Below are 26,026 nucleotides of genomic sequence, written 5' to 3'. Positions count from 1 at the left end.
AGGTGGTTTTTTGTTATGTAATAAAAATATGGGCGATTAAAGCTGTGTTGCTAATTGGTGTAATTGAGGTTGACGTTTAATATTTTTCACCACAATGTCAGTGTTCGCTTGTGCTCCTTTTTGCTGGAAGTGGGTAGTATCTGGTTTATCAATACTTCCGGTTTTCCCTTCGTAGTATGGGTATTGATTAGGATCGACTGCGAGCCATAATTGATTCCAATTTTCTCCTGCATTATCGCCAAGTTTAATGGATTCAGCTTGTAGATCGATTAGTGGGATGTGATGTTTTTTTGCTGTATCAATAATGGTTTGCGTATAACTACCATAAAAAGCATAACCGTTATCTGCATTTTGCTTGGTTATATGCTGTGCGGGATTTATTGGCGCCCCAAGTTCACCTTGAGCCGTTTTAGCGCGAGCAAGTGGTGTTAACAGCACAGGTTGCATACCGTGAATTTTGGCGAACAATAAATAACGCTCTAAGGAGTGCTGGAAAGAGTAATGAGGTAACCAAAGTGGTGATTGCGGTTCACCATCAGCACTGTTTGGGTACGTGCATAAGTTTGCTACATCAATTGGTCCTCTATCTCCATTGGCACCATTACATTTTTCATCATTATGACCAAACTCGATGAAAAGATAATCGCCACGCTGAACATAAGGTTCAATGCTACTTAACCAGCGGCCATTAATGAAGTCACGCGAACTACGACCAGAACGTGCGGCGTTTACTATAGAAAGATCCTCGGTGGTATAACGTAAATCGAAGGCTTGACCCCAACCCATTCTTGGAAAAACATCGGCTTCATAGTTTGAGACAGTTGAATCCCCAACAATAAACACTCTTGTTTTTGCTTTTTCTACTTGTTGTTGTACTTGTGATAATTGACTTTTTTGCAGTTGATAGCTTGGATTGTCGGATACACTCAGTAGGGGGTGAAATGCCAAATCAGTTAAGGTTGTTTTTGACGCTAAGCCAGTATTCGTGGTGTAACCACGATTGTGGATTACTTTCTTCGTCAAATCTTCCATTAATGAATGGTATTTTTTCGGATAAGAAACCGGATCCCAATTATTATCTTTACTACCACCTTTCTCATTATTTTGTTTTTTATTATGGCGCTCTTTATTGCGGTTAGGAGCTAAGTCGCCAAATGCCTGTTCAAAGTGTGTTTGTGCTAATTTAAATGCATCTAACGGCAGCGCTGGCACGTATCCTTTTGCGACCAATTGTTGTGGCCCATCGATATCAGCTGCACTCGCCACACTAGAAACAATGACATCTGAAAATGGATTAATGTTTCCAACCGTAGTGCCATCTAGATTTGCTTTGGTAATCAACGCGCTCATACAGAGTGAACGTTTTTTATCACTCTTTAAGCAGGAAAATCCACTATGGTCATCGGCCGACACGATAATAGGTAATGTCATTTTTGTAATATCGGTTTGGTAGCGACCTTTTTTATCAGTTCTTGCTATTACGGTTTGTCCTAAGCTATCAATTACTGTGATGGTTGCCGGAAATGTCATCGCTTCGTTTAGAACTTCGCCTTTTAATTGACTGTTATTTGGTAAAGAAATATCAGGAATCCACCCCTGTAAAATACGGTTATTATCGTATAGTTTTATTTGTTGTTTTGTGAGTTGTGGGCGGTAAGTATTATCTTTTAGCTTGTCTGAATGGTTATGATGCGATTGTACTTGAACGGAGCCTTCACCTCGGTTGTGATATTCCCAAAACCGGGAGTCTTCAGGTGTAAACCAAACTTTACTTCCATCTTTTCCTGTTCCTGACATTTGATCCCAGCCATAAATATGATCGTCGATTGAACAATTAATAAATGCGCTGTGTCCAATTGCATTTGGGTCGGCGTAACGACCGTCATCAAATGTGGTGGTAGGATGCCAAGGTCGTCCTAAAGCGAAGGATTTAGCTGGAACTTCATTGCTTTCTTTAGTTAATTGACAATTTTTAAAAACAAATCCATAAGGTTGCTTGATATCAGTGGCGGGTGCGGTGAGATATCCATAAGGTTCTCCATTTGCGACATCATTTCGATTTCTCGCCACGATGTTACTATTTTCAATGAGTGCGCCACCATAGCCAAAGATAAAATCAACATGACCACTGATACGAGATTGATCAAAATAATTCATGGGTGATTTAATATACAAGGTGTCTTGGTAGCCAACCAAGTTGACGTTTTTAAATTGGCTGTGATCGGCTTGGTTTGAGATTAATAAAGCAACAGCTTGGGTTGATTGTATTTTAGTAGGATCATCACTGGCTTTGATTTGGTTAGCTGGAAAGTCAAAGCCATTAGCAATGGTCAGGCTGCGCGCAGTAAAGTTTTCGGCATTAATATTTACCGTTCGGCTGCCGGTAGTACCCCAATTTGAACCATCGGGTTTTAATGTGCCGCTGGCGGTGGTGGCAGTAATTATGGTGTGATCACGGTTCTCACCAATGAGATAAATATTGGGGCGCTCAATATTCAGTCTTTCGTTGTAAGTACCATTTTTAATGTAGATAGTGTAAAGCGAGTTATCTTTTGGCGCGTTTTTTAAGGCTTCTTGGATGGTTTTATAATCACCTGATTCATCTCGTGCCACAGTCACGTTATAAAGTGATGCAAAGGAGGGGAAAGATAGGGTGAGTAAGGTCGCTATTTTTAAGCTAGCGGTTAAAGTCTTTTTCATGATTCGTCCTACATGTTGTTATCTAGGCTGTGTCCTTTCATTTTCTTAAACAACAAACCCATAACCGAAAGGGGATATGGGTTTTAAGTGAATGAATTATTTAAAGAGAATATCTTTCAGTTTTAATGCTTCAGCTCGGCCAGCTATTTTTTGGCTTTCATCGATTTTTGCGGCTGCTTTCAATTTTTCAAGCAATTTGGCATCCATCGTATTGTTATCCGAAAATTGTGTTTTACCATCTTGGTAGAAGGCATTATCAATCGATTTTTCACTGTTCACGGAGTCATCGTATTGACTTTTTTGATAGAAACGAAGCGAGGTATTGTGTGTAAATGTTCCTTGTTTAATTTCATCAGAATAAGGGCTTAAACGGAATAAATAGTTAAAGCGCTTATTGTCGATGGATGCATTATTTTCAACCGTTAATGTTCCAGGATTAAAGTTATCAGTAAACCCATCCATATTATTGGCAAAAGCTAAGCTGTTTTTAATGACATGCGGAACGGGTAAGCCTTCGCCACCGAGTTTAAACCCATTACCAATGGTGCCACCTTGGTTTGGGTAACCCAGATTTTGTCCATTCATAAAGGAGATCGAATCCAAAATGGTCACCGCGCCATTCGGGCCATCTTCTACTTTGTTAAATAAATCCCAACCATCATCGGCATTGTGATGTGAGATACAACGAATGAATGTATTACCTTCACCAACACGCATTTTGGCGGCAAAGCCATCAGCGTTGATGCGTGATTTATCCATATTGTTGTAGCTTTCACTGTCGATTACGGTGTTGTAACTTGCCCACAGCGCTTTGCCTACTTCGGCTGGAGAGGTAATTTGAAAACCGGTATCAGGTGCGTCATGAGTGCTCATTTTCTCGAAGGTATTATGGCTACCATGAACAATAAACTGAGCGCCAGATACTTCTATTCCAGTGTAATGCCAGTAATGTGCCTTGTGGATCACTTCACCGACAAAGCGCACGTTATCACCTTTAGCGACAAGGTTTTTCACATTATCTTTGTTGCCGCTAGCGGTGGCTTCAATGGTAATGGCAGGATAGTCGCCATCTTCAAGATAAATTGTCCCGCCCTGAGCCAGCAACTCCATCGCAGTGGCAAGGTTCATTGGGTTCGCTTTACTGCCATCATTCGTTGCCACGCCGTTTGGACTGACATATATATCATTTACGTCAGCAACATTGGATTTTGTGACAACGACTTTATGCGTTTGTGCTTCTAAATTTGGACCTTCGCTTGCAGTAAAGGTAATTTCAAAATCGGATGAAGCATTGTTGATATCAGCTTCGTAGCTAAATAATTCACCTGCTTTTACGGTTTGATCTTTTACTACTGATTCGCCATCTTGAGTTAAGCTAAAAGTACCAGCGTAGTTCGCACGTGCTTGAACTAAATAATCGTCACTGGCAGTACGAGGGGAAGATGCATTTTCAAAGACCAGTTCATTGAGTTTGGCTTGATATTTGGGTGCATCGACCGTTTTAGCTTCGGATAAGGTTAATTTTACATCGGAAACATTGATTTTAGCGTTACGGGAAGCAAAGAAACCGACATATTGAGTTTTTGGATCTTGCATCTCTACGATATTGGCATGAGCGCCATCTAAAGGCTGTGTTTTTTGTGTTTTTCCATCATCGTAGCTAACTGTGAATCCAGAGTCGGTACGGGTGACTGACATTTTATAATGCGTTTTAGGGCCAAATGGCACACCTTTTAAATATTCATCACGGGACATTTTATTGCCGCCGGTTCCCCAAGGTTGGTAGATCCCTTCACGATAAATACCATTAATATTAGTTAATCCATTGACGGCTTTTTTATTGGCGCGTAGTGCGTTCATTACCATGTTGGAAGCTGCTGGAAATTCTTCCATACCTTGAGGTTGAGGATCCATACGAGGCTTGCCGATTACATCACGTATCATGATACCAGCTCCTTCTTGGCGGTTAGGTGTTGCGCCTGTTTCTGGGCCAAGTTGTTCTAGTTGAATATCAGCAGTTAGCGTGAAGTTCACATCGGTTGGTAGAGCGGTGTAATAATAAGTTACCCCTTCATGAGAGTTAGCTAATTTTCCGCCGCGGCTTTCAATGGTGAATTTATTGGCAAGTTTACCTGAATCGATTTTTTTCCCGTCGACGGTAACTTGGTTGGTTCCCACTTTTTCTGGAAGAATAGTCGATCCAAAGTTGAGATCAGTGGATTGACCAAAAGTGATGGCATGCCAAGTTAAATTGTTCGCATTAGGAATGGTATTGGCGGCAAGAACCGCAGGAGATAACAATATTGCCAAACAAACCGAGAGAGTGGTTTTCTTCATTTTTACTGACTCCTGAAATGAGAAAAGGCTTATTCTGGTAAATACAAAATAAGCCCTAATACAAAATGTTAAATAAACGGGTTATAGATATTAGTAGCTGTATTTCATACCAACACGGTAGCGGGGACGCCAGTCATCACGCTCGTCATCTGTTTTGTATTTATATTCAGGCGTAACACCGACTTCAATAAATGGACGCCAACCTGATTCAAAACCTTTATATTCAGCGGTTAAGTTGATTTCACTAATACCTTGTTTGCTTGTTCCATACTGTACGGTACCTTCTTGGCGGAAGGTATAATCTGTGCTCGCACCAAAGCCAAAGTTTTGAACACCGCTGTAGCTTGCCGCTAAGGTAATACGGTTGTAGTGGTTGTTATCAATGGTGGCATCTTTTCCGTTGAAATAGTTATAACGGTAACGGATCGAAGTCGAAACATCGTCATTGACCTTATATCCTAAGGTCAAATTACCTTGGTAGTTGGCACCTTTTTCACTGGTTTCTAGTTTTGCTTGAGGTGTTAGAGTAAATGATTCACTGAGCTTATAGCGATAGCTTAGATTTGCTTGTTGACCATTACCACTGAGATTACTAAATGCGGCTTCATTATTTGATTTCCATTTTGCTTCAACCTCAAAACCAATACCATTTGCAAATCGGTGGCTGACGGCTATCCGATCTGCATTTCCTTGTTCTTTATCTCCAAACTCTGGCTTCCATTCGTGACGAATATTAATCGTGGTTGCAAAGACTGAAGTAGACGTAATGGCAACAGCTAGTAGAGAGAGGCTTAATATTTTTTTCATGACTAGTCCTTTATTGTTTGTTTTTTCTTTTTGGATAATAAGACATTAAAAATTTAATAAAATGCATCTTTTGTTTTAGTGTGATGTGTAAAACATTGTTTTAAAAAAATTATGATATTTTTATGATATTGATCAATTTATTTTAATGTTGAGTTTATTAGCAATGATTTTTTCTTGTGCGTAATTTAAATTTAAATTTACATATATATTTATTTTTCAATATAAACATAAGCTTAAAATGTTAGACTTTAGTCTATGTAATTTAAATTATTGATATTTATTGTGTTTAATGTTTTTTGTTGGGTTTTATTTTTTTTAAAATCGTTTTATTATTTTTGATTGTAAAAATTATTTAATTTAGATCAATAAAAATGAAACATTATTCTATAAAAGCGTATATTGGATCACAATTGTATTTATTATGTGTGGAGTATTTTTTTTGTTCATTTATTTTAAATTAGCTTCTGAGCTGTATTAATAGGGTCGAATTCTATCTCAGTTGCATTCTTTTAATTATCGAGGACAAGGAAATGTATGAAAATCGAAAGTTAGGATTAGCGTATTTATCACCCTATATTATCGGGTTGATACTGTTTACTGCTTTTCCATTTGTATCGTCATTCTTGATGAGCTTTACTGATTACGATCTTATGACCACACCAAATTTTGTGGGTCTAGATAACTATCAGTACATGCTTTTTGAAGATGATACGTTTTGGAAATCAATGAGCGTGACATTTATGTACGTTTTCTTGACCATTCCAGTGAAGTTAGCCTTTGCGTTGTTTATTGCTTTTATTCTTAACTTTAAGTTGAAAGGCATCGGGTTTTTCCGTACCGCGTATTATATACCATCGATTTTAGGCAGTAGTATCGCTATCGCAGTATTATGGCGTGCACTATTTGCGATCGATGGGGTATTAAATGGCATGCTTGGCGTCATTGGTCTCGATCCAATTAATTGGTTAGGCGAGCCTTCTTTCGCGCTTTTATCCATCACTTTATTACGTGCATGGCAGTTCGGTTCTGCGATGGTTATCTTCTTAGCGGCGCTACAAAATGTTCCACAATCTCAATATGAAGCCGCGATGATTGATGGAGCCAGTAAATGGCAGATGTTTACCAAAGTAACCGTGCCGCTGATCACTCCTGTTATTTTCTTTAACTTCATTATGCAAACCACACAAGCTTTCCAAGAGTTCACCGCACCTTATGTTGTGACCGGTGGTGGCCCAATGAAATCGACGTATTTAATTTCACTTTATATCTATGAAACCGCATTCAAATTCTTTGATATGGGATATGGCAGCGCCTTGGCGTGGGCATTATTCGTGATCGTTGCCATCTTCACAGGCATCACGTTCCGTTCATCTAAGTACTGGGTATTTTATTCTGGCGATAAGGGCGGGAAATAATTATGGATACAATAACGAAAAACAATAATGTTATGAATAACACTACCAAAGCCGACAACGCTGAAAACAACCGCACATTACGTCGTGAAAAGATCAATGCTTTTATTCGTTATGTGGTGTTGGGTGTGGTCGGGTTAATGATGTTGTACCCATTGTTATGGATGTTTACCGCAGCCTTGAAACCGAACCATGAAATTTTTACCTCAATGAGTTTGATTCCCAAAGAGTGGAGCTTAGATGGCTTCATTAATGGTTGGAAAACCGGCACGGAATTTACCTTTGGTCACTACATTATTAATACTTTTTTATATGTAGTGCCAAAAGTGTTCTTTACGGTCGTCTCTTCTACCATCGTAGCTTACGGCTTTGCTCGTTTTGATATTCCATGGAAGAAGCTGTGGTTTGGTACTTTGATTGCCTCAATTTTGTTGCCTCAAACGGTGCTGCTTATTCCTCAGTATTTAATGTTCCGTGAAATGGGCTTATTAGACAGCTATTTACCTTTGTACCTGCCACTTGCATTCGCTACACAAGGTTTCTTCGTATTCATGTTGGTTCAGTTCCTACGTGGTGTGCCAACGGATATGGAAGAAGCGGCAATGATCGATGGTTGTAACTCACTGCAAGTGCTTTGGCATGTTGTGGTTCCGGTTATTCGCCCTGCGATTATTTCGGTTGCTCTGTTCCAATTCATGTGGTCGGTGAATGACTTCTTAGGTCCTTTGATTTACGTATCCAGTGTTGAGAAATTCCCTATTGCTCTTGCATTAAAAATGTCTATCGATGTCACCGAAGGTGCGCGTTGGAACGAGATTCTTGCAATGGCTTCTATCGCTATCATCCCGTCAATTGTTGTCTTCTTTATGTCACAAAAATACTTTGTGGAAGGCGTCTCAAACAGCGGTATTAAAGGTTAATTTTGGAGTAACAAATTATGGCTCAAGTTCAATTTAAGAAATTAGAAAAAGTATATTCGAACGGCTTTAAAGCAGTACACGGTATTGATTTAACCATTCGTGATGGTGAGTTTCTCGTTATCGTTGGCCCATCAGGCTGTGCTAAATCCACCACACTCCGCATGCTTGCTGGTTTGGAAAGTGTCAGTGGAGGTGAAATCCGTATTGGCGACCGAGTGGTGAATAACTTGGTACCTAAAGACCGTGGGATTGCGATGGTGTTCCAAAACTACGCGCTTTACCCACACATGACAGTGAAAGAAAACTTGGCATTTGGACTGAAACTGCAAAAGTTGCCAAAAGAAGAAATTGAAATTCGGGTACAAGAAGCGGCCGCGATTCTAGAAATTGAAGATCTATTGGATCGTCTACCACGGCAGCTTTCTGGTGGGCAAGCACAACGTGTAGCGGTAGGCCGTGCGATTGTGAAAAAACCAGAAGTATTCTTGTTTGATGAGCCATTGTCGAACTTGGATGCCAAACTGCGAGCTTCAATGCGTGTTCGTATTTCAGATATTCATAAGCATCTGAAGAAAGAGAAGCATCCTGCTACTGCGGTTTATGTAACGCACGATCAAACTGAAGCAATGACCATGGGCGACCGTATTTGCGTGATGAAGTTGGGTGAAATCATGCAAGTGGATACCCCTGAAGAGCTTTATAACAATCCTGTCAATATGTTTGTTGCCGGCTTTATTGGCGCTCCAGAAATGAACTTACACGAAGTGACATTAGTGGAAGACCAAAACGATTTATTGGTTGAAATTGGTGGCCAGAGAATTCGTTTACCAGAAGAAAAAGCTCGTAACATTAAGCAAAGAAGCTATTCAAAAACCGTACTTGGTATCCGTCCGGATAATATTACGGTTGCAACAGACCAAGATGATGAAAATAAAGTCATTTCTGGCGAAGTCATCCGAATGGAAAACATGGGACATGAGGTATTTGTTTACTTCCGAGTGGATAAAAATACCTTCACGGCCCGTGTACCAGTTGATGTCGTAAAAGGCCAAGTAGGTTTTGAAATTGATAAAATCGTTAAATTTGCTGTGGATGTTACCAAAGCACACATTTTTGATGCAGTAACGGAACAAAACATCTCATTAGAACGTCAATAAATACAAGGATAGAGAGCATGAAAAAACAGTTAATTACTACCGTCACCGCTCTAGCATTGGCAACAATGTCTGCGGGAGCTTATGCAAAAACGGAATTACGTATGTCTTGGTGGGGCGGTAACGAACGCCACCAAGCAACCAACGATGCATTAGAGCGTTTTCAAAAAGCCAACCCAGATATTTCTGTAAAAGCAGAATACACAGGTTGGGATGGCGCATTGACTCGTATCACCACTCAAATTGCGGGTAATACTGAACCGGATGTGATGCAAACTAACTTAAACTGGATGCCGATCTTCTCTAAAACAGGAGAGGGTTTCTATGACATGAACAAAGTCAAACCTGACTTACATGCGGATAACTTCTCCAATTCAGCGCTCAATACCGTGACTTTTGGCGGTAAATTAAATGGTGTTCCTGTCAGCATGACATCACGTGTTTTTTACTACAACAAAGAGACATGGTCCAAAGCTGGTATTGCTTATCCTAACAATTGGGATGAGTTAATGGCGGCAGGTAAGGCCTTTAAAGAAAAATTGGGTGATGAATATTACCCAATTGTGATCGAAGCTCGTGACGTGTTTGCTATGAACCGTTCATACATGATCCAAACGACAGGCAAAGACATCATTACACAAGATGGTAAATTGAATTATAGCCAAGATGAAATGACGAAATTCTTCGAGCTGTATACTAAGCAAGTTGAAGATCATGTTTTCCCATCGACTAAAGAATATGCATCTTACGGTCGCTCAAATCTTTATGAAATGCGGCCATGGATTGAAGGTAAATTTGGTGGGGTTTACATGTGGGATACTGCAATCACCAAATACTCTGATAACTTGAAGCCACCAATGGCGCTTGAATTAGCACCATACCCAATGGCACCTGATGCGAAAGATGCAGGTTTATTATCTCGCCCATCCATGATGTTCTCAATTGGCCGTAATACTAAGCATCCTGAAGAAGCGGCAAAACTTATCAACTTCTTGCTTAACGATCCTGTTGGCGTGAAAGCACTTGGCTTAACTCGTGGTATTCCACTGAGTACCGCTGGTGTGAAAGAGTTGAAATCTGACGGTACGATCCAAGAATCAAGCCTATCATTTGCTGGTTATACTCAAGCGGGTTCTTTACCTCAAACGATTGTTTCTACGCCTTACACTGATAATGCCCAGTTAATGGATATTTTCAGCGAAGAGATGCAAGCGTTGGATTACGGTAAATCGACACCAGAGCAATCTGCACAAGAATTCCTTCGTAAAGGTAAGCGTATTCTGGCTCGTTTAACTAAGTGATCAATAAACTAGAAACAAGTTTCAACTAAATCTATTGCACAGCCTTCACCCTATCTTATGTCGTCGCCAAGGTAGGGTGCTTTTTACTTTTATTACTTTACGTAATTTCTTATACGAGTAAGTCAGCTGGCTATTGAGTTTAGGTTGTAACATTACAGATATGTATTAGGAAGTAGGTTGAATGTACTCGCAATATAAACACACCATTTCTTGGGTCGTATCACAAGATCAAAATGTGGGCGACTTTAATTCTATCCTGCAAGCGATAAGTGCACTTCCTAGTCATGAAATTAATGACACTTGCTATCAAATCATTATCAAGAATGGGCAGTACCGTGAGCGAATACATCTCACACATAACAACGTGCAATTGATTGGTGAAGATGCTGAAAAAACGATTATTAGTATGAGTTTGTGCAATCAAATGGTTGTGCAAGATGGCAGTATTCTCGGAACTTATGGTTCGAATACCGTCAATATTGATGCTAATAATTGTAAAATAAAGAACTTAACTATATGCAATGATTTTGATTTCATTGCCAATCAACAACGTGATGTGATGGATCCCCATCATTGTAAACATACCCAATCGGTTGCTTTATTATTGGGACATCATGCAGACCAAGTTTACTGTGAAAATATACGATTGATCAGTTACCACGACACCTTGTATGTCAACGCAGGTCGCAGTTATTTCTATAATTGTATGGTAAGTGGTTGCATAGATTTCATTTTTGGTGCAGGACAAGCTTTGTTTCATGAGTGCGATATTGTGGCTCGAAAACATGTAAATCCAACTAAGGAAAAAATTTGGGGCTATTTGGCCGCACCAAGTACTAATATCACCCAATCCCATGGATTTATTTTCCACCACTGCCGTTTATTAAAAGAAGAAGGTGTACCAAAGCGAAGCTATGCATTGGGGCGGCCTTGGCATCCCACTACTTTATTTGAAGATGGTCGATACGCCGATCCTAACGCGATTGGGCATTGTGCCTTTTTATACTGCCAAATCGATGATCATATTTATGGTTGGGACAAAATGGGAGGAAAAAGTGCGAGTGGGGACATGATGTGGTTTGAACCTGAATCAGCACGCTTTGAAGAATATCAAAACTGTTTATTTGCTCATCCTCGTTCGTCACTTTCATTTTTTAATCCTCTGCCAAGTCAGAAAGCAGAACAATTAATGCAACATGTACATTTTTCATTGCAGCAATGGTTACCCGCTCTCAGTGTCTTTGGGTAATTCCTTTTCTATTTTCCAGGAGCTTTATATGCAACGTCAATCTTTTCTTCCGTTATTAAATGATTATTATCAGCAAGTTCTTATCCATGCTCTCAATCCTACTATGTCATTACTCGCCGATGGTTTGGACACATTAACCGACAAACCTGTGTATTGGACATATCCTGATGGTAGCACTGCGATCATGAGTAATTTTGCCAGCCAGCAAAACTTCCTGCGTGGCTTATGTGGTATGACACAAGTGACAGGAGATGAAAAATGGCAGCAAACGGCAGAGCAAGTTACTCATTATTTTTTGGATAATTATTGCGATGGTGCAAGTGGATTATTTAATTGGGGTGGGCATCGATTCATTAATCAACAAACCGGTGAGATTGAAGGTCCAGCCAGTAAAGAGCGAGTGCATGAATTAAAACATCATTTTCCTTTTTATGATTTTCTTCACCAAGTGGATGCAAAAAAAACTGAAGATTTTTTACATGGTTTTTGGGCATCACATGTGTTGGATTGGAAAAAACTGGATCTCAGTCGTCATGGGCAATACGGACAGAAGCCGATTGATAATGTATTTGCCCATTATCAGCCAGAGCCTGTTGTTGATTCTAATAAATGGCCAGAATTACCCGAGACGGTGGGACTGACGTTTGTAAATGCGGCTACCGATTTGATTTATGCGGCTTGCCATTATTCGCAATATACGGGTGATCAACATTCCGCCATGTGGGCGAAACATTTGTATCAGCAGTTTGTACTTGCTCGAAACCCCAAAACGGGTATGCCAGTGTATCAATTTTCGTCACCAAAACAGCGTGAGCCAATTCCGGAAGATGACAAGCTAACTTATTCTTGGTTTGGCGATAGGGCGAAACGTCAATTTGGCCCTGAATTTGGTGATGTTGCCAGAGAAGCCAATGCTTTGTTTCGTGATTGCTGGCCTGTGGTAGTGGATAATCCACTGGCGATTTTACTGTGTGCGAAAAAGCTGAATGACCCAGAACTGGCTACAGGTGCGATTGCAGGCATTAAAGCCTACTTTGCTCATGCTTGGGATACCTTTGATAATCAAATGATCCCAATGTGGAATAATGGTGATGACCTGACGGGTTATATCTTTAAGCGCGATGGTTATTATGGTGAAAAAGGTATGGAGATTAAGCGTCAAGCAGCTGACCCCGCTTATCTTTTACCATTGATTCGTGCTTGTATTATGAGTGATGATTTTGAGCTTCGTCAGTTAATGGCGACCATGTTTGCTCGCTTTGAATTGGGTCTGATCAATCCTGAAACTTTAGTACTGAGCGAGATCAATCCACTCACAGAAATCGCCTCGCCATACTTGGTTTTTGCATTACTGGATTTACATCAACTAACGCAGCAAGAATTGGTGTTAACCCTTGCAGATTGTATTGCTAATAACATTGTTCAAGCGCATTATCACCGTGGTTATTTTGTGGAATCAAGCCTGCATAGATTTGCTCGTATTGATGATCCAGCACCGTATGCTTTATTGGCATTAGAAGCTTCCTATAAAGGGTGTTATGACCAATTAGCCGTGCAAATTTCAACGGGTGGATACTTGCATGGAGAAAGAGATATGCATGGTGAAATCAAGACGGTTTACGACCGCGATGTTATTTATGATTCGTTAATTGAAGAGGCCTAATGCTAAGTACACTGTCAACCCGATGGCCATTTTGTCATATTAGAAAGCGCCATTGGGTTTTGCTTCGTAAAGAGGTATTGCCGTTCTCTTGGCCTATTTTTATCGAATTACTTGGCGTGGTGCTCATGGGGATAGTGAGCACGATTTTGGTGAGCCGTTTAGGACAATCTCAAACCGCCGCGATTGGTGTCAGTGACAGCATGACCTATATTATTTATTCGGTACTAGCCGCAATAGAATTAGGTGGTGCGGTATTGGTCGCCCAATCTTATGGGCGCAGAAACAAACCACAAGCGATTGAACAAGCAAGACAAACGTTAAGCTTGAATATGTTGATCTCGACTCTTTTTTTAGTGGCGATTCTTCTCTTCGGTCAATCGATTTTAGGGATGATTGCCGTTGGTGCCGAGCAAGATGTTATCCAACTTGCAGAAATCTACCTTACATCCATAGCACTCAGTTATCCTGCTCTTGCCATTATGCTTGCTGGCAGTGGAGTGTTACGCGCAGTAGGCAATAGCCGTTTGCCAATGCGAGTGAACATCCTTATCAATATTCTTAATATCATTTTCAGTTATCCACTTATCTATGGCTTTGCTGGTTGGGATGGTTTAGGTTTATTAGGTGCGGGGTTAGGTGTCTCTTGTGCTCGTTGGGTGGGGGCGATCATTATCTTAGTATACTTGGCTAAAAACGATCGTTTACCGATCCCATTTAAAAGTTATTTTTCACCTTTTAGCCGCGCAATATTAAAAGATATTTTAGGTATCGGGATCCCATCAAGTATTGAATCGTTAATGTTTAACATTGGTAAATTAATCACTATGTTAATGGTGGCAGGAATGGGGACGGTTGCTATGGCCGGTAACGTCATCGCCTTCTCTATTATCTTACTGATTAATATTCCCGGTAATACTTTAGGTATGGCAGGAACGGTATTAGTGGCGAAACGGCTAGGGCAAAATAAACCTAAAATGGCCTATCAAGAGTTGAAATTAATCTTTTGGGCTGCCACGATTTTACTGATTATTTCCACATTACTATTACTCCCTTTTATTCATCCTGTGATTGCATTTTACACCACCGATCCAGAAGTGAGCAGTGTGGTCGTGAAGCTGTTTTATTTGAACGCAATTATGATGCCTTTCTGGGCTGCTTCTTTTGTTTTACCTGCCGCATTTAAAGGCGCAAAAGATGTAAAATCGACCATGTGGACGGCCATTTTTAGCATGTGGGGATGTCGTATTTGCTGCGGTTACGTGCTTGGTATTGTTTTGGGATTTGGTGTGTATGGTGTTTGGTTGGGCATGTATGTCGATTGGCTCGTTCGAGGAGGCATTTATTATTCTCGTTTGATTAAAATGACATGGTTGAAGAAGTTCTACTCAACGCGAGCTTAGTATTGATGGAAATCAAATAGGGTGGCTGAGCTTCAATGGAGTATGCTCTTATATGTTGTTAGACAGATTTGATTTTCAGCTTTGAGAATACACTCATCTCAATTTTAAAAGCCTTATTTACTTAACGATTATGTTTAAAGTAAATAAGGCTTAATGTTTTTAACAATATAATTGAAAATTAACCGCGTAACTCCTCTGGAATTTCAGCAATATAAATGGCTGGGACACCTTCAAAATCACTGGTAAATAACACGCCAGTATCACCCGGTGTAAATGATGGGTGGGGGTGGGTAATTTGACGGTCACCAGCTAATACATCCCAAGAAGTACTGTGTTTTGCCAGTTTGGCGTAGCTTTTCTTCTGAGTATTTAGGATATATAAGAATGGGTCATTTTCAATATTGTACCCTTCGCTGTCTGCTACATCGACAGGCGCATCACTACCATCACCGACCATTAACGAGCCATCATAGTTACTCATCAAGTGAGAACATTGTGGCATGATCATGACTTCTTCATTTTCCAGCGTTTCTGGATTCGCTTTATAAATCACACGTTCAGTTTGGCCTTTAAAGTAAGATACATAGGCCATCGCGCTGCCATCTGGGATCCAGAATTCGTGAGTACAAGATTCTCCTTCCGCATGCGTTTTAATGGTTCTTACATTACTGCCATCTTCATTGACAAGCCACATACGTGAATCAACAAGATCGTGTGGACCTTCATGACAAAAACCGATGGTGTTATCATCAAATGGGCGGAAAATAGGGTGACCAAGCCATGCATCTTCTTGATGAACTACATCTAACGCGCCCGTTTGAATATCAACTTTAATTAAGCGACACGTTGGGTTGGTGTGATAGAACTCGGCGAATTTTTCCCAAGATGTTAATGGTTGATAGCAGCTTTTTTTGATTTCAATGCCTACTAACTTAGTACAATCTGAGTTGGCAACCCAAGTACCATAACCTTTCCATTCGTCATCAACCGTGTAAATAATGGTTTCTTCTAATGTGTTTAGATCAACTTTCATCAGATTTAATTCATTTTTCACATAGAAGAAAGATTTGTCGTCGGTCGAAATAAAACCACCGAAGGTGTTGTCGCCTTTACCTTCAGTTAGCTGAGTGGCTTTCTGAGCTTTCAGATCAAGCAGATAGTAGTTGCGATTCGCATCACCGGATGTGGTATCAAAATCACCAGAAAATAATAACTTGCTACCATCAGTGGTAAAGCATTTTTGGTAGAAATAGTTACGATGACAGATCACATTCGTTGGAGTTAAACGTGTTACTTTATTATTTGTGTCTGAGTCGATGAAGGTATCGAACTCTAAATGGATAATGTTGCCTTTAGCCATGAGAAATGCTCCGAAATGGAGCAGCCAACGTAATAATGTTGGCTGCTAATTGGTAAATTAACTATTATGTTGTTTCGCTATTTATTACTTAGCTATTTAATGATTTATGGCAAGTGCTGACTCATCGATCCTGGCACTCTTTTTCAATAAGTAGCCGATAATTAAGATAGACACTGCACACGCTAAGAACAGACCTCGACCCCATAATGGATTTGGAATTAGCACCATTGCCGTTAAACCGTAACCCATGTAGTTCACAAGGGTACCTAGTTTGTGACGTTGCATGCGGTCGATTTCATCTTGGCCTTCTTCTGCTACACACTCGGTATCCACATCTTCAAAGAATGCTTTGGTGTTTTCGATGTTCACATCATTTTCTTCTTTATAGAACAACGTTGTTGCACAGAAGAAACCAGCAGTGATAAACAAGTGGGCGGCAATGGTAATCATAGTACGGAAGTCAGATGTCTCACGACCCGTTAGTGAATCAATACCAAACCAGCTTGCAACAAAGCTTGGTGTGAAAACAGTCACTACTAAGTAGGAGACGAACATACCGACAATAACCGTTACCCAAGGTGCCCATTTTGGCGTTTTACGGATAATGATACCTAGGAATAATGGTACTAGGATTGGCGATTGTAGCAATGTCGCGACTTGCATCATGAGATCAAACAAGCTTAGGTGTTTCAGTGAGTTGAAGAACTGAGCCATCAAAATAACTAAGATACCGTTAATAAGACAAGCCACTTGACCTGCACGCAGAAGCTCTTTATCGGTTGCTTTGCCTTTACGAACCACTGTTGCCCAGAAGCTACGAACAAAGATACCAGAGTTACGGTTTAATGCTGAGTCCATAGAAGACATCGTTGCTGCAAACAAACCCGCCATTAATAGACCAACCGTACCAATTGGCATTACTTCGCGAGCGAATACTAAGTAAACGGCATCGGCAGCTTTTGCGCCAAGGTTTGGATAAGCGGCAGCAGCATCTGGGTATAGAATTGCGGTAGCCCAAGGTGGAATAAACCAAACAATTGCACCGAAGAACATCATACCAAGTGCCATCAATGCTGCTTTACTGGCGTTTTTAGAATCTTTTGCGTTCAGGAAGCGGTAAGACTCTTGCATGTTGTTGATACTTTGAAGCTGCTTCACAAGGAAGAATAAGCATGAACCAACCAGTAACATTGGGTAATTCATGTCTGGTCCAATAAAGAAACCACCAGGGAAGTTTGTTACGATTTCACCCGGGCCACCGACAACAAAGATGGCGACAACAGCACATGCGATAGAGATTACTGCAACCACAAGTGTTTGTATGAAGTCAGAGGCAACAACACCCCATGCGCCACTGATCAGTGAGATAGCCAGTACTGCTGCGCCTGTTACGTAGATGGTCGTAATGATGTCAGCATCAAATACCGCAGAAGCAAATACACCTAAACCGTTTAACCATACGCCAGCGTTAATCACGCTTAATGGAATGATTACCCAAGTAAAAAATTGTTCGTTCACAGAACCGAAACGGCGACCGACTGCTTCTGTTGGGGTATCCACGCGCATTTGGCGGAAACGACGAGCAAAGTAGAAGTAAGCAAACACATAAGCGAGCATGTTGCCGAAGAATACAAAAAGAATTGCAAAACCATCAGTAAAGGCTTTACCTGCCGCACCGGTGAAAGTCCATGCTGAGAATTGTGTCATAAAGGCCGTTGCCCCCACCATCCACCAGAGCATTTTGCCACCTCCACGGAAGTAGTCACTGGTGCTGTTGCTTGCCATTTTTTTGAATAACACACTGATCATTACCATTAAGGCAAAATAACCCGCTATTACGAGGTAATCATAATTCATAACTTCATCCTGAAACGTTGTTTTAATTTTTATAAATAATACCGGTATAAGTGAAATCAAAATGTGCGCGAAATCAAAACAAGGGTTCAATAATTTGTAACTTCGTGTGTAACTGTGATCTATGCCACTTTATTAGGCTTGTATTTATTAGGTAGCGCACATTGTTGAAAGAGAGATCTTGGAGAGGGAAGTAGTAGGCAGGTTTTTATGGACACGTCATGCAGGAAATACGGTACGAGGACTATAAGATGTGGAAATATTGTGAATTAATCGTTTTTATTTCCACACCTCAATTTATTTGTAAATCGACCTCATTCTTAGCTTATTTGCTCTTTTTCTATTTGTTGATCTTCAATAATCGTTAATAACGAGGGTAAAAAATCGCGATCAATGTAAGTACTATTCTTCCATACTTTTGAAATGATGAGTGCTTTAGGACAATGAAACATAAGGGATGTGATTTTTATTTTGAGGACGAGCTTTGGTTTGTGTTTACCATCCAGGCATTGCTCACGAAGAGAATCATCGACATGGATTGATGCTACGCCTTTAAGTCGAACCACATCTTGAATACCCGGCACGATGAATAACATTCCGACATTAGGGTTAGACAATAAATTAGTCAGTGTATCTAAACGGTTATTACCAGGACTGTCTGGAAAGGCAATGTATTGGTCGTCTAAAACCTTTACAAACCCAGCATCACCACCACGCGGTGATACGTCATAAAAGCCATCTTCACTTTGTGTAGCAAGGAAAAATAACACGCTATTTTCAATGAATTTTTTGGCATGTTTGTCAATATGATGTATGTCTTTTGTTGCCGCTAAAGCCATTGGAATACTATAAAGATCTCGAAGTTGTTCCTGTGTTGTTATTTTATTCTCTGTTATGGTTATTTAGGTTTCTACTCTTTATCTCTATCTTTAAAACAAAAAATCGAGCCATTTAAAGGCTCGATTTTTTTATTTTATTACTGCTGTAGGCAAGCTTGTGACTAATATTAATTAAGCAATAACTTGGGCAACACCAGCGACTAATACAGCTAATTCATCCCACTTTTCATTATCAATCAAATCATTTGGGATCATCCAAGTGCCGCCGCAAGCAAATACGGCAGGAATCGCTAGGTAATCATTCACATTTTTCGGGTTCACTCCGCCTGTTGGCATAAAGTTAACAGGGTAAACCGCAGTTAATGCTTTCAGCATGTTCACGCCGCCAGAAGGCTCAGCAGGGAAGAACTTCAATGTATCTAGACCCAATTCCATCGCTTGCTCAACGAGACTTGGATTGTTCACCCCAGGAATAATTGGTACACCACGTTGTTGGCAATATTTTACTGTGGTTGGATTCAAACCTGGGCTTACTACGAAATCTACACCAGCTTCAATGGATTCATCCACTTGCTTCGCGGTTAATACGGTACCTGATCCAATTAGCATATCTGGGTAGGCTTCACGCATGTTACGAATTGCTTGCGCTGCAGCAGGTGTACGGAAGGTGACTTCGGCGCAAGGTAGGCCGTTTTCAACTAATACTTGAGCCAGTTTAGCGGCTTTATTGGCATCATGGATAGCAATGACCGGTACCACTTTGATTTCACTGAGACGTTGATTTAACGTTTTCATTTTGAGTCCTTGAGAATGATGTTAATAAAATTTAATTAAGTGCTGGCATTTTGTCGATCGGGATAATAGCGCCCGGAAAACAAATCACGGTTCCGGCTAAGGTGTGGCCCATTTTGGCTGATGCTTCTAATGTACCCCCGAGTAGTCGCTTTGCTAAATAACCCGCACTGAACGAATCACCCGCGGCTGTTGTATCGACAAGACCAGATACCGGTTTTGGTGCGACTTCAATACGCTCATCGGCGGTGATCACAAAGCACGCTTTTGCGCCACGCTTGATCACAATTTCATTTACGCCGAGTGCTTGAGTACGGTCAATTGCTTGTTGTTCTTCGGTATCGCCGTACAGCATTTCTTCATCATCGTAAGTTAAGAAAGCAATATCGGTTAATTGAAGCATGGTTTTATACGCTTGTTGCGCTTGTTCTTTGTTTTCCCATAAGGCTGGGCGGTAGTTATTATCAAATGCGATTTTACAGCCTTGCGCTTTACAGGCAGTTAAAACCGTGAAAAGTTTATCCAATGCTTCTGATGGTAAAATGGCAAGGCTTACACCGCTTAAATAGATCAGCTGATTTTGGCTTAATGAATCAATAACGGCGTTGGTGTCTTTTTCGAGTAACCAGTAGCGTGCTGCGGCATCGTTGCGCCAATATTGGAAAGCACGCTCACCATCGGGTGTGGTTGAAATCGAATATAATCCGGGTAATTTTTTCTCTGAAATATGCACCAAATCAGTATTAATATTTTCTTGTTGCCACGCTTCTAACATCGAGTTGCTGAACGGATCTTTCCCTAAGCCAGTGACATAAGCCGTCGTTAATTGGTGCTGATGGGTTAAACGAGATAGATAAAGTGCCGTGTTTAAGGTATCACCACCAAAGCTTTGCTTGTAAGTCGCATCACCTGTTTTTTGTAGTTCAACCATACACTCGCCAATGATGGCAATGCGATTTGCTTGCATGAGAATTCTCCTTGATCGGTATGAGGCTATTATTATCAATTGCAAACTCAAGGTCAATTAAATTGAAACGAGGTTTCATAATATTACAGGGTAGATCACTTTTTCATTTAATAAACCTTCTTTGATGACCTTTATTTGATGGCTTTCACTTGATGGTTTTTACTTGGTGACAGTCACTTGATGACAGAGAACTAGAAAAATTAAATAAAAAAGCCGACCTCGGAGGTCGGCAAAAGTTAGTGCAATTTAAAAGCTTAATCAAATGGGGGTTAAGCTAATACTTCACGAACAAACGCTTTGATTTCATCATTCTGGCAATTATCGAAGAAACATTGTTGGAAACGCTCGCCAGTTACGGCTGTTTTCACCAGTTCAGGGTCGATAGCACGTAGGGTATCAAGGTAGTTTTCTTTGTTTACTGCCGCTTTTACTTGACCAAGGATGCCCGCATTTTGAACTTGTGGCGCTTTACGCTCAACAGGGTAGCCTTCACCGCGTGGGCCTGAGAATGCTTTTTCGAAGATATAACGAGCATTCAATTCTGCTGCCCAACCAAAGCCTTTCGCAAACGCAAGCGCAAGCGCATTACCGTTGTTGATTTGGTTGAAAAGGAAAGCATCGGATGGGTCTAGGCAGTAACCACAAGATACACCTGGGTGTAGGTTCAGTGACATCATTGCGCCTTGGCCAGTACCACAACCTGCCACCACGAAATCAACCGCTTTAGAGTTAAGAAGCAAGCTAGCTTGGATACCAAGGTGAATGTAAGTTAGGTGATGATCGTTTTCATCGCTCATGCCTACGTTTGCAACAGAGTGACCTAGTGGCTCAACAACACTTGTTAGCTCATTTAAGATAGTTGCGTTTTTGCCAGCTTGGCTGTTTTCCATCATTAGTGCGATTTTCATTGTATTCTCCAGTAGGGTCCGCCTACATCAATTTTAAAATAAACGGTCACTGATTATGTTAATCGAGGTTAAAGCAGTGACCGCTTCTATATTGAGTGATCTTATAGCAAGGTGTTAGCTTACGAAATCTTTACGCATTGGAGTAAAGGTATCGAGTAATACGCCTGCTTTTAAGCAAGTACAACCGTGCATTACATTAGGTTCTTTGTAGAGCGCGTCGCCTGCTTTTACAATCTTGGTTTCATCACCAATAGTGAATTCAAATTCACCTGATAGCACGTAAGTTAACTGCTCGTGCGGATGATTGTGCAGTGGGCCAATGGCTCCGTCTTCGAAGTAAACTTCAACCGACATAATATTGTCACTATAAGCCATGATTTTGCGTGAAACGCCATCACCTAGGTCTTCTAATTTAATATCTTTGTTATAAACAAACATGCTCAGTTGTCCTTTGTTTATAGAATGAAATAGTGGTATTAACGAGCTAACCAACCACCATCAACGGCAACAGTGTAGCCATTAATGTAGCTTGCAGCATCAGAGGCTAGGAACACACAAGGGCCGGCAACATCAGCAGGTGTACCCCAACGATCAGCTGGAATACGTTCAAGAATGGCTTTGCTGCGTTCTTCATCAGCGAGTAGAGCCGCTGTGTTGTTAGTAGCCATATAGCCTGGTGCAATAGCGTTTACGTTAATGCCATGTTTTGCCCATTCGTTTGCCATGGCGCGAGTAATACCCATAACCGCACTTTTTGATGCCGTATAAGAAGGAACACGAACCCCTCCTTGGAAAGAAAGCATAGAAGCGATGTTGATGATTTTGCCGCCATTACCTTGAGAGATAAATTGCTTAGCAACCGCTTGAGACATGAAAAATACTGTTTTTGAGTTGATGTTCATTACGTCATCCCAGTTTTGCTCTGAGAATTCAATGGCATCTTCACGGCGAATGATACCGGCGTTATTCACCAGAATATCAACTTTGCCAAACTCAGTAATAGCGGCATCAATGATGGCTGGGATTTCATCTTGTTTTAGTAAGTTAGCGCGAACGTCTAAGAATTTGTGTCCCGCTGCCTTCATTTTTTCAATTGTTTCTTCTGGGGCAGTGTAGTTAACACCAACAATGCTACAGCCAGCTTCCGCTAAACCTAAAGCCATACCTTGACCAAGGCCGGTATCACAACCAGTAACGATAGCCACTTTACCTTGTAGATCAAAAGAGTTCAAAATCATAACGTGTCCTTAAATTCAGCTTTTCAGCCAGTAGGTTTATTGATATTGAGGTGTATCCCTCAGCAAGTGTGATAACAATAGCAATAGTGAAACGCCATTTCAATTAAAAATAAAAAGCCGTTTCATAAAAAGTGACCTAAATCGTGTTTTATATATTAAAGTGATTTGTGTTTCATTTTTTTGAACCATGCATTTCAAAAAAATCGATAAAGGATATAGAATGATAAAACGATAACAATGATGACTGGCTTTTTAAGGTCTAATCAAATTCAAGGTCAACTCTAATGGAAAAAGCAAAACAACCCGATGCAGTGTCATCAGTCATGAAAGTGTTTGGTATTCTTCAAGCACTTGGTGAGCAAAAAAATATCGGTATTACCGAACTATCCCAGCGCTTACTGATGTCAAAAAGCACCACTTATCGTTTTCTGCAAACGATGAAAATGTTGGGCTATGTTGATCAAGAAGGTGAAGCCGATAAATATTCGCTTACTTTGAAGTTATTTGAGGTAGGAGCAAAGTCGTTAGAATATGTTGATCTGATTTCTTTAGCCGATAAAGAGATGAGCCATATTTCTGAGCAAACCAATGAAGCGCTGCATTTAGGCGCGTTAGATGTTGACCAAATCATTTATACCCACAAAATTGATTCTGGCTATAACCTACGCATGCAATCGCGTATTGGTCGCCGTAATCCACTTTATAGTACCGCTATCGGTAAAGTGTTACTGGCTGAGCGCAGCGAGTCTTTTGTGCGCGAAACCTTAAAAAATGTGAAATTTGTTAAGCATACTCAAAAAACTCATGACAATGTGGATCAGCTTCTTGCAGAGTTAAAGCGTGTGAAAGCACAAGGTTATGCGGAAGATAACGAAGAGCAAGAGCCAGGTTTACGTTGTATTGGCGCTCCTGTATACGATCGTTTTGGTCATGTGATTGCAGGGCTATCGATTTCATTCCCAACGATTCGTTTTGATGAAAGTAGAATGTCTTACTATGTTGCTTTACTTCAAACCGCCTGTCGAAATATTTCTGAACAATTGGGCTACCATGAACCAGTATCGTGATTCTCGCCTGTAAAAGTCGTACACGGTAAAAACTTAGTTTATTAAAGCAGCGTTAAGCTGCTTTTTTTGTGCACTTAGTAAACTTTTTATATTTTAATTTCAATATTAAAACAATGTTTTGATATGGTGAGTGATATTCTTATTGAATACAGTTTCTCTTGTATAAAAAGCTAATTAATTCGGAAGGTCGGACGGATGACAAATGCGCTGCTACCCAATATCTATAACTTTATGGCTCGAATTGATCCATTTGATAAATTGCCTGAATCCGTGGTTAAAGAAGTGGTGCAAAAAGTTAAAATTAGCTATTTAGCGAAAGGGGATGAGATCCCTTTTCATTCTGATTGTGATCAACGTTTTCTGTACGTCATTCGAACAGGCGCAATTGAGCAACGCATGAAAGATGGATCATTACGTGCTCGCCTTGGTGAAGAAGATCAATTTGGTTTTACCTTTCTAGAGCCCTTATCAGATAGTGAAGATGGATATCAGGCCGTCGCATTGGTGGATTCACTTTTATATCTCATTCCTCATTCTGTTTTACAAAATGTGCTTGAGAGCAATCCCGAGTATTCCGAATTTTTCGATTCTCGTGCTCGAGCACGTTTAAATTCTGCTTTATATCGTGTGATGCCAAATGATAAAGGGCCTTATTACCGTAAAGTATCGGAAGTGGCGAGTGAAGATGTTGCAATTGTCGAAAGGAATACCAGTATTAGAACCGTCGCGTTGTTAATGCAGGACGAAATGCGTTCATCCTGTGCTGTGGTGAAAGATGGGGATGATATTGTTGGTGTGATTACTGATCGAGATATGACGACTAGGGTCGTGGCTACCGGAATTAATACAGACTCTCCTATTGGCGAAGTCATGACAATAAATCCACAGTTAATACACGGTGATGCGACGGTTTTGGAAGCGATATCTTTAATGATGCAATTCAATATCCGGTGTTTACCCGTTGTGTATGGGAAAAGCATTGTTGGCTTAATTACGACGACCCATTTAGTGCATAACCATAGAACACAAGCACTCTTTCTGATTGAAAAAATAAAATATTCAAATTCTATTGAAGCTTTAAAAACGCTTAAAGAAGAAAGGAAGGTTATTTTCAATTCGTTAGTGGAAAGTCGTGTTGGGTCAAATGTCGTTGCCTCTGTAATGTCGATGATTATGGATGCTTTTAATCGCCGTATCATTCAATTGGCCGAAAAACAACTTGGGGCTCCACCATGTGATTATGCATGGATTGTCGCAGGATCTCATGCTCGTAATGAAGTGCATTTATTGTCGGATCAGGACAGTGCACTGATCATTGAGGACTCAGCAACAAACGCAGATATTGCGTATTTCACTCATTTAGCCATGATAGTTTGTAATGGATTGGATGCCTGTGGTTATCCGCTGTGTGATGGGAAATACATGGCGGCAACGCCTAAATGGTGTCAGCCTCTTTCTCGTTGGAAAGAATATTATCGTAAATGGGTGAATACACCTGAATATAATAAATTATTGAATATCAGTGTTTTTTTGGAAGTTCGTGCAATATACGGAAATAAAGAGTTAGCGGATGAACTGCAACAGCATTTACATCAATGCATCACCAATAGTGCTCGTTTTATACCGTCTTTGGTACGTGATGCAATAGAAACTCAACCACCGCTTGGAATATTTAATAAGTTAGTATTAGAGAAAAGTGGTGATAATAGCCGAACATTAAATATCAAAAAATATGCCTTGAACCTTATTATTGATTTAGCTCGTATTTATAGCTTATCAGCGAATGGAACCCAAACGGGTACTGAAGAACGTTTCCAATATGCTTTTGAACAAGGTGTCATGGCTGAAGACAGCTATAGAAATATTATTGGTGCCTATCGATTTATTACTCAAGTTCGCTTCACTCATCAATGTGAAGCCTTAAAAAATAACAAAACACCGGATAATCATATTGATCCTGAACGGTTTAGTAGCTTTGAACGTAAACATTTAAAAGATGCGTTTAAAATCATTAATGAGCTACAAGATGGTGCAAAACTTCGTTTTACCAAAGGGTAG

The 26,026-nt window shown here is 40.4% G+C and carries 20 protein-coding genes; 9 read left to right on the top strand and 11 right to left on the bottom strand.

Features of this window, described 5'->3' with window-relative positions; genetic code table 11:
* Positions 1-36 precede the first annotated feature (36 nt).
* From VCASEI_RS16775 to VCASEI_RS16765, 3 genes are all read right to left on the bottom strand, one after another.
* On the bottom strand, positions 37-2,700 hold the full coding sequence (locus VCASEI_RS16775; RefSeq protein ID WP_089111157.1) for a pectinesterase family protein: 2,664 nt from the start codon (positions 2,698-2,700) through the stop codon (positions 37-39).
* 96 nt (positions 2,701-2,796) lie between these two features.
* Positions 2,797-5,037 (bottom strand): right-handed parallel beta-helix repeat-containing protein, encoded by a 2,241-nt coding sequence (locus VCASEI_RS16770; protein ID WP_089111156.1) that lies wholly within the window; start codon positions 5,035-5,037, stop codon positions 2,797-2,799.
* 90 nt (positions 5,038-5,127) lie between these two features.
* Entirely contained in the window at positions 5,128-5,844 is a 717-nt protein-coding gene (locus VCASEI_RS16765) for an oligogalacturonate-specific porin KdgM family protein (RefSeq protein ID WP_086958832.1), read from the bottom strand.
* A gap of 530 nt (positions 5,845-6,374) precedes the next feature.
* Between VCASEI_RS16765 and VCASEI_RS16760 the strand changes: the two genes are divergently transcribed.
* The 7 genes from VCASEI_RS16760 (at position 6,375) to VCASEI_RS16730 (ending at position 14,943) form a co-directional block, all read left to right on the top strand.
* Complete coding sequence (locus VCASEI_RS16760) at positions 6,375-7,259, top strand: carbohydrate ABC transporter permease (RefSeq protein WP_086958830.1); 885 nt, start codon at positions 6,375-6,377, stop codon at positions 7,257-7,259.
* Between the two features lie 2 nt (positions 7,260-7,261).
* Positions 7,262-8,176, top strand: coding sequence for a carbohydrate ABC transporter permease (locus tag VCASEI_RS16755; protein WP_226983306.1), 915 nt, complete (start codon positions 7,262-7,264; stop codon positions 8,174-8,176).
* A 17-nt stretch (positions 8,177-8,193) separates the two neighbouring features.
* A complete protein-coding gene (locus VCASEI_RS16750) occupies positions 8,194-9,333 on the top strand; it encodes an ABC transporter ATP-binding protein (RefSeq protein WP_089111155.1) in 1,140 nt (379 codons plus the stop codon).
* 17 nt (positions 9,334-9,350) lie between these two features.
* Positions 9,351-10,631, top strand: a complete 1,281-nt coding sequence (locus tag VCASEI_RS16745) for an ABC transporter substrate-binding protein (RefSeq protein WP_089111154.1) — start codon at positions 9,351-9,353, stop codon at positions 10,629-10,631.
* A gap of 181 nt (positions 10,632-10,812) precedes the next feature.
* On the top strand, positions 10,813-11,880 hold the full coding sequence (locus VCASEI_RS16740; RefSeq protein WP_089111153.1) for a pectinesterase family protein: 1,068 nt from the start codon (positions 10,813-10,815) through the stop codon (positions 11,878-11,880).
* A gap of 28 nt (positions 11,881-11,908) precedes the next feature.
* On the top strand, positions 11,909-13,543 hold the full coding sequence (locus tag VCASEI_RS16735; RefSeq protein ID WP_089111152.1) for a pectate lyase: 1,635 nt from the start codon (positions 11,909-11,911) through the stop codon (positions 13,541-13,543).
* Positions 13,543-14,943 carry an EmmdR/YeeO family multidrug/toxin efflux MATE transporter gene (locus tag VCASEI_RS16730; RefSeq protein ID WP_089111151.1) on the top strand — a complete coding sequence of 467 codons (1,401 nt, stop codon included), beginning with the start codon at positions 13,543-13,545 and terminating at the stop codon, positions 14,941-14,943. Before VCASEI_RS16735 ends, VCASEI_RS16730 begins: the two co-directional genes overlap by 1 nt.
* Before the next feature lie 178 nt (positions 14,944-15,121).
* Here VCASEI_RS16730 and VCASEI_RS16725 read toward each other — a convergent pair whose 3' ends face one another.
* The 8 genes from VCASEI_RS16725 to kduD all read right to left on the bottom strand — a co-directional run bounded on the left by VCASEI_RS16725 (position 15,122) and on the right by kduD (position 22,901).
* A complete protein-coding gene (locus VCASEI_RS16725) occupies positions 15,122-16,303 on the bottom strand; it encodes an oligogalacturonate lyase family protein (protein WP_086958818.1) in 1,182 nt (393 codons plus the stop codon).
* Positions 16,304-16,399: 96 nt separating this feature from the next.
* Entirely contained in the window at positions 16,400-18,160 is a 1,761-nt protein-coding gene (locus VCASEI_RS16720) for a sodium:solute symporter family protein (protein ID WP_086958816.1), read from the bottom strand.
* 317 nt (positions 18,161-18,477) lie between these two features.
* Positions 18,478-19,038 (bottom strand): MSMEG_1061 family FMN-dependent PPOX-type flavoprotein, encoded by a 561-nt coding sequence (locus VCASEI_RS16715; RefSeq protein ID WP_272948328.1) that lies wholly within the window; start codon positions 19,036-19,038, stop codon positions 18,478-18,480.
* A gap of 129 nt (positions 19,039-19,167) precedes the next feature.
* On the bottom strand, positions 19,168-19,791 hold the full coding sequence (locus tag VCASEI_RS16710; RefSeq protein ID WP_089111149.1) for a bifunctional 4-hydroxy-2-oxoglutarate aldolase/2-dehydro-3-deoxy-phosphogluconate aldolase: 624 nt from the start codon (positions 19,789-19,791) through the stop codon (positions 19,168-19,170).
* A 31-nt stretch (positions 19,792-19,822) separates the two neighbouring features.
* Positions 19,823-20,755: a 2-dehydro-3-deoxygluconokinase gene (gene kdgK, locus VCASEI_RS16705; RefSeq protein ID WP_089111148.1), complete on the bottom strand. Its 933-nt coding sequence runs from the start codon at positions 20,753-20,755 to the stop codon at positions 19,823-19,825.
* A 269-nt stretch (positions 20,756-21,024) separates the two neighbouring features.
* Complete coding sequence (locus tag VCASEI_RS16700; RefSeq protein ID WP_089111147.1) at positions 21,025-21,663, bottom strand: RpiB/LacA/LacB family sugar-phosphate isomerase; 639 nt, start codon at positions 21,661-21,663, stop codon at positions 21,025-21,027.
* A gap of 114 nt (positions 21,664-21,777) precedes the next feature.
* Positions 21,778-22,101 (bottom strand): cupin domain-containing protein, encoded by a 324-nt coding sequence (locus tag VCASEI_RS16695; protein WP_089111146.1) that lies wholly within the window; start codon positions 22,099-22,101, stop codon positions 21,778-21,780.
* A gap of 38 nt (positions 22,102-22,139) precedes the next feature.
* Complete coding sequence (kduD, locus tag VCASEI_RS16690) at positions 22,140-22,901, bottom strand: 2-dehydro-3-deoxy-D-gluconate 5-dehydrogenase KduD (protein WP_089111145.1); 762 nt, start codon at positions 22,899-22,901, stop codon at positions 22,140-22,142.
* Positions 22,902-23,185: 284 nt separating this feature from the next.
* On the opposite strand from kduD, the gene kdgR reads away from it, so the two are divergent.
* Together kdgR and VCASEI_RS16680 are read left to right on the top strand one after the other, a co-directional pair.
* Positions 23,186-23,968 (top strand): DNA-binding transcriptional regulator KdgR, encoded by a 783-nt coding sequence (gene kdgR / locus VCASEI_RS16685; RefSeq protein ID WP_089111144.1) that lies wholly within the window; start codon positions 23,186-23,188, stop codon positions 23,966-23,968.
* A 195-nt stretch (positions 23,969-24,163) separates the two neighbouring features.
* Positions 24,164-26,026: a DUF294 nucleotidyltransferase-like domain-containing protein gene (locus VCASEI_RS16680; protein WP_089111143.1), complete on the top strand. Its 1,863-nt coding sequence runs from the start codon at positions 24,164-24,166 to the stop codon at positions 26,024-26,026.

Origin of the sequence: Vibrio casei (assembly GCF_002218025.2) — a bacterium.
Lineage (GTDB): Bacteria > Pseudomonadota > Gammaproteobacteria > Enterobacterales > Vibrionaceae > Vibrio > Vibrio casei.
The sequence above is the reverse complement of the archived record's forward strand: the minus strand, read 5'-3'. Positions and strand labels throughout refer to the sequence as shown.